Annotated in this window: 7 protein-coding genes; 1 reads left to right on the top strand and 6 read right to left on the bottom strand. The window is 74.8% G+C overall.

The window, feature by feature from the left end:
* Positions 1-469: 469 nt before the first annotated feature.
* Positions 470-2044 (bottom strand): DUF6350 family protein, encoded by a 1575-nt coding sequence (locus AB0K65_RS21070; protein WP_365718643.1) that lies wholly within the window; start codon positions 2042-2044, stop codon positions 470-472.
* A 119-nt stretch (positions 2045-2163) separates the two neighbouring features.
* Between AB0K65_RS21070 and AB0K65_RS21065 the strand changes: the two genes are divergently transcribed.
* Positions 2164-3732, top strand: coding sequence for a helix-turn-helix domain-containing protein (locus AB0K65_RS21065; protein ID WP_365718641.1), 1569 nt, complete (start codon positions 2164-2166; stop codon positions 3730-3732).
* Between the two features lie 103 nt (positions 3733-3835).
* Here the strand turns inward: AB0K65_RS21065 and sucD are convergent, their stop codons facing one another.
* The 5 genes from sucD to AB0K65_RS21040 all read right to left on the bottom strand — a co-directional run bounded on the left by sucD (position 3836) and on the right by AB0K65_RS21040 (position 11176).
* Positions 3836-4720, bottom strand: a complete 885-nt coding sequence (sucD, locus tag AB0K65_RS21060; RefSeq protein ID WP_365718639.1) for a succinate--CoA ligase subunit alpha — start codon at positions 4718-4720, stop codon at positions 3836-3838.
* A 20-nt stretch (positions 4721-4740) separates the two neighbouring features.
* A complete protein-coding gene (gene sucC, locus AB0K65_RS21055) occupies positions 4741-5919 on the bottom strand; it encodes an ADP-forming succinate--CoA ligase subunit beta (protein WP_365718637.1) in 1179 nt (392 codons plus the stop codon).
* Between the two features lie 501 nt (positions 5920-6420).
* Entirely contained in the window at positions 6421-7584 is a 1164-nt protein-coding gene (locus AB0K65_RS21050; protein WP_365718635.1) for a VWA domain-containing protein, read from the bottom strand.
* Positions 7581-9956 carry a DUF5682 family protein gene (locus tag AB0K65_RS21045; RefSeq protein WP_365718633.1) on the bottom strand — a complete coding sequence of 792 codons (2376 nt, stop codon included), beginning with the start codon at positions 9954-9956 and terminating at the stop codon, positions 7581-7583. The genes AB0K65_RS21050 and AB0K65_RS21045 overlap by 4 nt, the downstream gene beginning before the upstream one ends.
* A 95-nt stretch (positions 9957-10051) precedes the next feature.
* A complete protein-coding gene (locus AB0K65_RS21040) occupies positions 10052-11176 on the bottom strand; it encodes an AAA family ATPase (RefSeq protein ID WP_365718631.1) in 1125 nt (374 codons plus the stop codon).
* Positions 11177-11269: the final 93 nt, after the last annotated feature.

The raw sequence follows: 11269 nt of genomic DNA, 5'->3' as shown, positions 1-11269 counted from the left end.
CTGGTCGCGGGGGTGCTGTCCCTGCTGATCGTCGCGGGCGGCTTCACCCTCCAGCTCGTCTACCGCGACTTCTACACCTGCGCCGACGACGCCCTGACCAAGTCGGGCCAGCTGGCCTGCAACGACCTGCTGCCGGAACCGCTGCGCGACGTCTTCGGCGTGCGCGAGTAGCCCTCGCGGGACTTCCGTACCGCGACACCGAGCCTCTCCCCGACCACCCGTCGGGGAGAGGCTCGGTGCGTGTCGGCCGGGCGGGGCGGGGCAGGACGGCCGGTGCTGACGGCTCGTCGGGGCGGGGCGGGGTGCGTCACGGCTCCGTGGGGACGGCGGGCGCGGCGGGAGGTGTCACGGCCCCGCGTACTCGGCCGGCGAGGCGGGGCACGACAGCCGGGTGCTGACGGCCCGTCGGGGCGGGGCGGGTGCGTCACGGCTCCGTGTGCTCGGCGGGGCGGGGCGGGCGGCGGGTGCGTCACGGCTCCGTGTGCTCGGCGGGGCGGGGTGGGGCGGGCGGCGGGGGCACGGCGGGTGCGGCAGGGCCGAACGGCTCGGCGGGCGCCGGCCGCGAGGCCGGTGGCACGGGAGGCGCCGGTGGCGGGAAGGGCGGCAGCGGGGGCACGGGCTGCGGCAGGGGCGCTGTCGGCGGCAGGGCCGGGGCCGGTTCCCAGGCCGCCGTGAGGAAGTCGTACGCGTCGAGGCCGCAGTCGTCCTCGCTCTCCGCCGGCCCGGCGAGCGGGTCGCCGAGCGCGTCGGCGTCCAGGACGCCCGGTACCGCGCCGGTCGCGGACGGGCCGGGCACCGGCGCCGCGACGGGCAGGGGCACGGGGACGGGCGTCGGCTTCAGGCCGCGCCGCGCCCAGGCCCGTACCGCCAACGCCGTCGGCAGGCCCGGCGCCGCGCTCCACAGCACCGCCGCGGCCCCCGTCTGCCACCACACCGGACCGAACGCCGACAGCCGGCCGGACCCCAGCGGGCCGCCGGCGGCCGCCGCGAGCAGCGCCATCGCCACCCCGCACGCCCCGGCGGCGGCCAGCGCCGTCAGCACCGTCTCCCGGACCGTCCACAGCCGCGCGGACCGCCCCGCGCACCACCCCAGCGCGAGCGCCGCCACCAGGGGGACGGCCGCCACGGCGCGGTGCTGCCAGCCACCGGGACCCTCGGCGGGCAGTGCGGCGAGCAGGGGAAAGGCCGGCACGGCCGCGTCCCCGGTGAACCCGAGCGGGGTCGCCACGGCGCCCGTACCGAGCGCGAATCCGGGCCCCAGAGCGTAGGCGGCGGCCCAGACGGCGGCGTTCGGGGCCAGCGCGACGGTGAGGAGCAGGAGACCTGACCGGCCCGACCACTCCCCCGCCAGCCCCGCGAAGGACGCCTGCGCCTCGGCGCCGTGCCGGCCCAGCGCGACACCGGCCAGCACCGCGCCGCCCCCGAGCAGGGTCACCGCCGCGAGCCCGGCCGACCGCAGGGCGACGGCCGCCTGCTCCCCCCGGGGCAGAGGCCGCCCGATCGCCGTCCAGACCCCGAGGCCGGCCGCCGAGGCCACCACGGCGGGCAGCCACAGCGCGGTCGCGACCGGGTCGGCCGGCAGCGGGCCGCTCGCCGCGTAGGCCGCGACACACGCCGCGACCAGGAGGTATCCCGAGCAGACAGCGGTCACCGCCCCGCCGGTGGACGGTTTCGGACGGCCTTCGTCCGGCTCCAGCGTGTCCCGGGCCGCGCGATGCGCCAGCCATCCCGGGAGGATCATGAGCAGCAGGGGCGAGAGGCCCAGGGGCGCCGGCACCCCCGAGAGCGTCTCGGTGCGCACCAGGTCGGCGCCGTGCGCCAGCAGCCAGAGACCCGCGGCCGTGTGCAGCGCTCCGCCCGGACCGCTGTCCGGGTACGGCGAGCCGATCCAGGCCGCCGTGACCAGGACCGCCAGGCCGCCGAGTCCGAGCACCGCGGCCGTACCGCCCCGTACGAAGGCGGCGGCCAGCACGGTGGAACGGCCCCGCTGAAGGAGCAGCGGCTCGGTCGGCGGCGCGGGAGGGTGCTCGGTCACGTGGGTCACGAGCCCATGCTGCCAACGACACGCGCTTTTACGACGTAACAGGCAAACAGCCGTTGTGTCGCTCAATATACGTTTATGTACTTTTCCGCCCACAGAAGCTCTGCGGGAGGTCGACACCGATGAGTCCGACGAGTCGGGGGACCGCCGATTCCTCGCCCCTCGCGCTGCCGCCCCCCAAGGAGCGGCGCAGACTTCGCGAGGCCCTGGCGCTGAGCGAGGACCAGCTCGCGGAGGCCATGGGCGTCACGCGGGCCACCGTGCGGTCCTGGGAGACGGGACGGACCGAGCCCCGGGGTCGGAAGCGGGAGGCGTACATGAAGCTCCTCGGCGCGTACGAGGAAGAGCCCGAGCCCTCCCGGGCGGGGTCCGCGCCGGAGCCGGAGGCGCGTGGGAAGAGCGCCCCGCCCGCCCGGCCCCAGGCGGCGGCGCGGCGCGCGGGCAAGCCTCCGAAGACCGCCGGGCCCCTCTCCCCGGCGACCGCTGAGCACGAGGCACGGCCTGAGCGGTCCGAGCCGAAGCCGGCGCCGGCCGATCCCGAGCCGAGGGCGGCCCACGTCGCACCCGTGGCCGATCCCGAAGCGGCGGCCGATCCCGAGCCGAGGGCGGCCCACGTCGCACCCGTGGCCGATCCCGAACCGACGGCCGATCCCGAACCGGCGGCCCAGGTCGCACCCGTGGCCGCCGGCGCCGAACCGGGGGCGGCGGCTTCCGGACCGGTGGTGACCGGCCACGCCCCGGCGGCGGCCGCCGGACCCGAACCGGCGGGCGAGGCCCCGTCCTCCCCCGGGGCTCCCCCTCCCGCGTCCGTCCCCGCGTACGGCGCCGACACCGGCACCGCCACCGAGACGGACACACACTCCGAGACGGAGTCCGCGGCCCCCCGCTCCTCCCTCACGCCGGAGGAGGCCTTCGACGCGCTGTACGCCTACGCCGCCCCCGGCCTCGCCCACCAGACCTACCTGCTGACCGGACGGCGCCGACTCTCCCGGGAGTCGGTCGAGCGCGCCTTCCACCACGCCTGGCAGCACTGGCCCGAGGTCGCCGTCGACCGCGACCCGGTGGGATGGGTGCGGGTGGTCGCCTACGAGTACGCCCTCTCTCCCTGGCACCGGCTGCGCCGCAGGCACCGGCACCCCGACAGCCCGCCCACGGAGGCGGGACGGCGGGCGCTGCTCACGGTGCTGCTCGACCTGCCGCCGTCGTACCGCCGTACCGTCCTGCTCTACGACGGGCTCGGGCTCGACCTGCCCGACACGGCCGCCGAGACGGAGGCGAGCACCCCCGCGGCCGCCAACCGGCTGCTGCACGCCCGTACGGCCATCGGGCAACGGATCCCCGAACTCGCCGACCCCGACGCCCTGCACCGCCGGCTGAGCGCGCTCGTCGCGGAGGCGCCGACGGCGACGCTTCCGTCGGCGAAGACCGTGCGGAGCAGGAGCGAGTGGCGCGTACGGCTGTGGACCCGGACGGCGTTGAGCGTGACGACGGTGCTGGTCGGGGCGACGGCGTTCACGGCCGCCACCGCGCCGACCCACTACATGCCGACGCACGCCCCCGGCGAGCGGGTCGACGGTGTCCCGGTCAGCGGCGGCTCGCCGCGACTCACCCCCCGGGACCGGCAGCTGAGGGAGATACTGCGCGAGCGGCCCCACTCCGGCCCGGAGCGGCTGATCCCGGACACGCACTGACCGACCGCGGGAACGGGCTCCCGCACGCGAGTGGGCCCCGCCTCCGCCCGGTTTCCCGGGAGGGGGCGGGGCCCACTCCTGTGCGAACGCGTCAGGCGACGGTTCAGCCCGCGAGGATGGCGCGCGCCAGCTTGGCGGTCTCGGTCGGCGTCTTGCCGACCTTGACGCCGGCGGCCTCGAGGGCCTCCTTCTTCGCCTGGGCCGTGCCGGAGGAGCCGGAGACGATGGCGCCGGCGTGGCCCATGGTCTTGCCCTCGGGCGCGGTGAAGCCCGCGACGTAGCCGACGACCGGCTTGGTGACGTTCTTGGCGATGAAGTCGGCCGCCCGCTCCTCGGCGTCGCCGCCGATCTCGCCGATCATGACGATCAGGTCGGTGTCGGGGTCCGCCTCGAACGCCGCGAGGGCGTCGATGTGCGTCGTGCCGATGACCGGGTCGCCACCGATGCCGACGGCGGACGAGAAGCCGATGTCACGCAGCTCGTACATCATCTGGTACGTCAGCGTGCCGGACTTCGAGACCAGGCCGATGCGGCCCGGCTTGGTGATGTCGCCCGGGATGATGCCGGCGTTGGACTGGCCGGGGGTGATGAGCCCCGGGCAGTTCGGGCCGATGATCCGGGTCTTGTTGCCCTTCGACTGCGCGTACGCCCAGAAGGCGGCGGAGTCGTGGACGGCGATGCCCTCGGTGATGACGACGGCCAGCGGGATCTCGGCGTCGATCGCCTCGACCACGGCGGCCTTGGCGAAGGCCGGCGGGACGAAGAGGACCGAGACGTTGGCGCCGGTCTCCTTCATCGCCTCGGCGACGGAGCCGAAGACCGGGACCTCGGTGCCGTCGAAGTCGACGGTCGTGCCGGCCTTGCGCGGGTTGACGCCACCGACGATGTTGGTGCCGTCACCCAGCATGAGCTTGGTGTGCTTCATGCCCGTGGCACCGGTCATGCCCTGGACGATGACCTTGCTGTCCTTGGTGAGGAAGATAGCCATGGTGTGCTTGACCTCGTCCCTTACTTCGCAGCCGCGAGCTCGGCGGCCTTGTCGGCCGCGCCGTCCATGGTGTCCACGCGCTGCACGAGCGGGTGGTTCGCGTCCGACAGGATCTTGCGACCCAGCTCCGCGTTGTTGCCGTCGAGGCGCACGACCAGCGGCTTGGTGACCTCTTCGCCCTTGCTCTTCAGGAGCTCCAGGGCCTGGACGATGCCGTTGGCGACCTCGTCGCAGGCGGTGATGCCACCGAAGACGTTGACGAACACGGACTTGACGTCCGGGTCGCCCAGGATGATCTCCAGGCCGTTCGCCATGACCTCGGCGGAGGCGCCGCCGCCGATGTCGAGGAAGTTGGCCGGCTTCACGCCGCCGTGGTTCTCACCGGCGTACGCGACGACGTCCAGGGTCGACATGACCAGGCCGGCGCCGTTGCCGATGATGCCGACCTCGCCGTCGAGCTTGACGTAGTTGAGGTTCTTGGCCTTGGCGGCAGCCTCGAGCGGGTTGGCTGCGGCCTTGTCCTCGAGCGCCTCGTGCCCGGGCTGACGGAAGTCGGCGTTCTCGTCGAGAGACACCTTGCCGTCCAGAGCCAGGATGTCGCCGGAGGCGACCTTGGCCAGCGGGTTGACCTCGACGAGGAGCGCGTCCTCGGCGACGAAGGTCTCCCACAGGGTCACGAGGACCTCGGCGACCTTCTCGGCCACCTCGGCCGGGAACTTCGCCAGGGCCACGATCTCGCGGGCCTTCTCGATGGTGACACCGGTGTTGGAGTCGACCGGGACCTTCGCGAGGGCCTCGGGGGTCTTCTCCGCGACCTCCTCGATGTCCATGCCGCCCTGCACCGAGGCCATGGCCAGGAAGGTGCGGTTGGTGCGGTCGAGGAGGTACGAGACGTAGTACTCCTCGAGGATCTCCGGAGCGGTCTCCGCGATCATCACCTTGTGGACCGTGTGGCCCTTGATGTCCATCCCGAGGATGTCCGTCGCGCGGGCGACGGCCTCGTCCGGGGTGGCGGCCAGCTTCACGCCGCCGGCCTTGCCGCGGCCGCCGACCTTCACCTGCGCCTTGACGACCGACTTGCCGCCAAGACGCTCGGTGGCCTCGCGCGCCGCCTCAGGCGTGTCGATGACTTCACCGGCCAGCACCGGTACACCGTGCTTGGCGAAGAGGTCCCTCGCCTGGTACTCGAACAGGTCCACGCGCGTCCGTCCCTTTTCTGATGATCGCGGTTCGTTGTCTGCGTGGGCGTGCCGCGAAGGGCAACGTGACTGCGCTGTCACAAGGGAGGCGTACACGGTGTCCGTGGACGCGGCATGTCCGTCTCGCAGGTTATCCCCGAGGGACGTGGGTCCCTAAATCGCAGATCACACCGGAGCGGTGATACGGGTCACAGAACGTAGGGGGTGCGGGGCGGTCCGTAGGGGTACGGGCGGAGACCGAGGGACCCCAAGTGGCAGGCAGGGCCCGGGCTTGCCCCGCCTCACGGCGCGCCCGCCCGAGGGGTGAGGGCCCTGCGGAAAGCGGTGTGATATGGGCCTCAGTGCGGCGCGCGGCGGGCGGCCGAACGGCGGCGCGGCGACGGATTCCGCATGCTCGGGCCCTCGGTACGGCGACGGAATCCGCACGGGCGGAGGCCCTGCGGGGCGACGGGTGCCGCTTCGGCCGCCCCGACCGGGCACGGCGAGGAACCCCGGAGCGGGCTACAGCGGGGCCGCCGTGTCCGGTCGGGGCAGGGGGCGCTTCTCGATCGCCGCCGCCATCACCTCGGGGAAGAGGTCCGGGGTGCAGGCGAAGGCGGGGGCCCCGAGGGCCGCGAGGGCGGCCGCGTGCTCACGGTCATAGGCCGGGGCCCCCTCGTCGGAGAGCGCGAGCAGGGCGACGAACTGGACCCCTGCGGCCTTCATCGCCGCGACCCGCTTGAGCATCTCGTCGCGGATGCCCCCTTCGTACAGATCGCTGATGAGGACGACGACGGTGTCGGCGGGCCGGGTGATCCGCGACTGGCAGTAGGCCAGGGCCCGGTTGATGTCGGTGCCGCCGCCGAGCTGGGTGCCGAACAGGACGTCCACCGGGTCGTCGAGCCGGTCGGTCAGGTCGACCACCGCCGTGTCGAAGACGACGAGCCGGGTCGCCAGGGACCGCATCGACGCGAGGACGGCGCCGAACACCGACGCGTACACGACGGACGCCGCCATCGAGCCCGACTGGTCGATGCAGAGCACGACGTCCTTCTTCACCGTCCGCGCGGCCCGGCCGTAGCCGATGAGCCGCTCGGGGACGACCGTGCGGTGCTCCGGCAGGTAGTTCTTGAGGTTGGCGCGGATGGTGCGGTCCCAGTCGATGTCCCGGTGCCGGGGCCTGCTGATGCGGGCCGAACGGTCGAGGGCGCCGGTGAGGGTGGCGCGGGTGCGGGTGGCGAGGCGCTTCTCCACGTCCTCGACGACCTTGCGGACGACCGCTCGCGCGGTCTCCTTGGTGGTCTCGGGCATGGCCTTGTGGAGGGAGAGCAGGGTGCCGACGAGATGGACGTCGGCCTCGACGGCCTCCAGCATCTCGGGCTCCATGAGGAGGGTGGCCAGGCCGAGGCGGTCGATGGCGTCGCGCTGCATGACCTGCACGACGGAGCTGGGGAAGTACGTACGGATGTCGCCGAGCCAGCGGGCCACGGAGGGGGCGGAACCGCCGAGACCGGCGCTGCGGTCCCGTCCGCCGGAGGGGCGCGGGCCCTGGCCGTAGAGCGCTGTCAGGGCACCGTCCATCGCCGCGTCCGTGCCGGCCGGGGCGTGGCCGGTGCCGTCGGCCTCGCCGCCGCCCAGGACCATGCGCCAGCGGCGCAGCCGCTCGTCGTGTCCGGTCGCGTTCATCGGCTCGCCTCCACAGCGGTCGTGACGGGTTCGGATCGGGGCGGGCCGGCCTCCGCGCCGAGCAGCAGCCCCAGGACGGGGAGCACGCCGTCGGCCCGCTCCTCGTCGAGCCCGGTGGCGAAGCCGGGGATGCCGGTGTCCTGGCGGTTCGAGGCGGTGGACGGCCCGCGTGCGACCAGCTCGCCGAGCGTGCGCCGCACGCCCGGTTCGTAGGCGGAGAAGGTGCGGCGCAGCAGGGGCAGGACGTCGGTGAAGGCGTCCGCCGTGACGCCGGTGAGCCAGGTGTCGACCAGGGCGAGGAGGCGCCGGTCGTGGACGAGGAGCATGCCTCCGCCGGAGGCGCCGCCGACGAAGCCCTCGATCCAGGCGGCCGCGTCGGCGGGCGGGATGCCGGGCGAGAGGGCGAGGCCCATGAGCCGCGCGGCCTCGTCGTCGTCGAGCCGGCCCTCGTCGAGGAGCAGCCGGGCGGCTCTGCCGCGGATCGCGCCGGGCACGGTGTCGCGGCCGGCGAGTCCGCGCAGCATCCCGGTCCAGCGGTCGGTCAGCTCGGCGTGGTCCGGGAGCAGGGGGAGGGCGCTGTGGACCGCGTCGAGGTGGCCGCGCATCTCGGCGGCGGCGTCGGGGCCGAGGCCGGTGCAGGCGGGGGGCATTCCGACGCGGATCCGCTCGGCGAGCCCGGCCGCGACCTCGCCGAGCGCGGCGGTGTCCGTGGCGCGCACGTCTCCGTATCTCAGCGAGCGGGCGAGGGCGGGCAGGGCCTGGGCGAGGTGGCCGACGTCGGTGTCGAGGGCCGCCCGGTCGGCGAGCGCCGCCATGACCGTGGGGAGGGCCTCGCCGAGGCCGGCCAGCAGGCAACGCTCGGCGAGGGCGGTGACGTCGGCGAGGGCGGTGGCCTCCAGGGCGCGGCTCTCGGCCTTGGCCGTGGCGGCGGCGGCGACGGTGGTGCCCCAGACGCCCGCCTCGGCGACCTGGACGTGGAGTTCGGGCTGCCAGCGCAACCGCCAGCTCTCCCGGAAGGTGCCGGTGCTGCCGCGGCCGGCGACCCGTTCGCCCCAGCGGACGCCGAGCAGCGTGAGCCGGTGCAGCAGCCGGCTGCGGGCGGCGTCGTTCTCCTTGCGCAGGTCCAGCTCCAGCTCCCGCTCCAGCGCCTCGGGTTTCAGCCGCAGGCCGCGCTGGAGCCGGGCGAGGTCCCGCTGGAGCGGTACGGCGGGAGCGTCGGCCGGGACCTCGCCGAGGACGTCACCGACGACGAGGCGGTCGCGGATCAGGTCGAGGGGGACGTCGGAGCCGTCGCACATCACGGCCCGCACGGCGTCGGTGGTCTCGCCGAGCCCCGCAAGGGGCCGGCCGCGCATCGCCGCGAGGGTCTGCGCGAGCCGTACGGCCTCGATGACGTGGGCGGAGGAGACGAACCGGTCCTCGTCCCTGAGCAGACCCGCGACCTTGGTCAGCCAGCGCTCGACCGGCCGGTCGGGGGCCGTGAAGAGGTGGGCGTACCAGCCGGGCGAGTCGATGCCCGCGCCGTATCCGGAGCGGCGGGCGAGCCGGCGGTGGGTCCAGGGCACCCAGGTCGTCTCGGTCCTGACCTTGGGCAGGCCCTTGAGCAGGGCGCGGTCGGCGGTGGCGGTGGTCTTCCGGGTGAGCGCGGGGACGTGCCAGGCGCCGCAGACGACGGCGACGTCGTCGCCGTACTCCTTGCGGGCGTCCCGCAACCGCAGCCGCATGTACGCCTCGCGCACGTGGTCACGGGGGTGGCCTCCGTGTCCGTACGCCTCCCGCAGCGCCCCCATCGCCTCGGCGAGCGCGGCGAACGGGGCCATCGGGTCGTCGGGAGCGCGGTCGGCGGGGGCGGCGGGGCGGGCGAGAGCGGCGGGGTCCGCAGGGCGGACGAGAGCGGCGGGGTGGACGGGGGCGGCGGGGTGGACGGGGGCGGCGGTGCGGTGTTCGACCACGTCCTCCCACCAGCGCTCGGGGTCGTCGTATCCGGCGGCCTCGGCGAGTTCGGCGATCGGGTCGATCCGCACCTGCTGGTCGGCCTCGTCGCCGTCCCCCTCGCCGTCGCCCCAGGTGGGGTCGGCGGCCAGGGTGTGGGCGGCGGGCAGGTCGATGAACCGGACGGCCGCGCCGTGGGACAGCGCCCAGCGGATCGCCACCCACTCGGGCGAGAACTCCGCCAGCGGCCAGAACGCGGCGCGGCCGGGATCGTCCACGGCGTGGGCGAGCAGGGCGACGGGCGGGCGCATGGACGCGTCGGCGGCCAGCGCGAGCAGCGCGTCCGCCTCGGGCGGTCCCTCGACCAGGACGGCGGCGGGCCGCTCCGCGTCGAGCACGGCGCGCACCGCCCGCGCGGAGCCGGGCCCGTGATGCCGCACCCCGAGAACGAGCGGCCCCCGCCCTCCGGCGCCTTCCGGGCGTCCCGCGCTCCCCGTCCCCCGCCGGGCGCGTGCCGGGGCCGTCGCGGGGGCCGTCACGCGCTCACCTCGCGGCAGGCGCGGTAGAAGTCCTTCCAGCCGTCACGCTCCCGCACGACCGTCTCCAGGTACTCCTGCCAGATGACGCGGTCCGCCGCGGGGTCGCGGACGACGGCGCCGAGGATGCCGGCGGCGATGTCGCCGGGGCGCAGGACTCCGTCGCCGAAGTGGGCGGCCAGGGCGAGACCTCCGGTGACGACGGAGATCGCCTCGGCCGTCGACAGGGTCCCCGAGGGGGACTTGAGCTTCGTCCGGCCGTCGGTGGTGACTCCGTCGCGCAGCTCGCGGAAGACGGTCACGACCCGGCGGATCTCCTCGACGCCCTCGGGGACGGCGGGCAGGTCGAGGGAGCGTCCGATCTGGTCGACGCGGCGCGAGACGATGTCGACCTCGGCGTCCGGGGTGGCGGGCAGCGGCAGCACGACCGTGTTGAAGCGGCGGCGCAGCGCGCTGGAGAGGTCGTTGACGCCCCGGTCGCGGTCGTTGGCGGTGGCGATCAGGTTGAAGCCGCGGACGGCCTGTGTCTCCTGCCCCAACTCCGGGATGGGCAGGGTCTTCTCGGACAGGATCGTGATGAGCGTGTCCTGCACGTCGGCGGGGATGCGGGTGAGCTCCTCGACGCGGGCGGTCAGCCCTTCGGACATCGCGCGCATGACGGGGCTGGGCACGAGCGCGTCCCGGCTCGGTCCGTGGGCGAGCAGCCGGGCGTAGTTCCAGCCGTAGCGGATCGCCTCCTCGGGCGTGCCCGCCGTGCCCTGGACGAGGAGGGTGGAGTCCCCGCTGACGGCGGCGGCGAGGTGCTCGGACACCCAGGTCTTGGCGGTTCCCGGCACGCCGAGCAGGAGCAGGGCGCGGTCGGTGGCGAGTGTGGTGACGGCGACCTCGACGATCCGGCGCGGCCCTACGTACTTGGGCGTGATCACCGTCCCGTCGGGGAGCGTGCCGCCGAGGAGATAGGTGGCGACGGCCCAGGGCGAGAGCCGCCAGCGGACGGGCCTCGGACGGTCGTCGGCGGCGGCGAGCGCCTTGAGTTCGTCGGCGAAGGCGTGCTCGGCGTGCGGCCGCAGGACTTCGGCGCCGGAGTCCGGCACGGCGCTCGTGACGGTTTCGGGCACGGTCATGGATCCCCCTCCAGATCGTTCGACCTGATGTGGGATCCACCGTGCACCATGCCACTGACAATCCGCCGTCGCGGCAGCTCGGAGCGGTAAGTC

The organism is Streptomyces sp. NPDC053755, from assembly GCF_040677675.1.
Taxonomy (GTDB): Bacteria; Actinomycetota; Actinomycetes; order Streptomycetales; family Streptomycetaceae; genus Streptomyces.
This window is presented reverse-complemented; position numbering and strand designations above follow the sequence as displayed.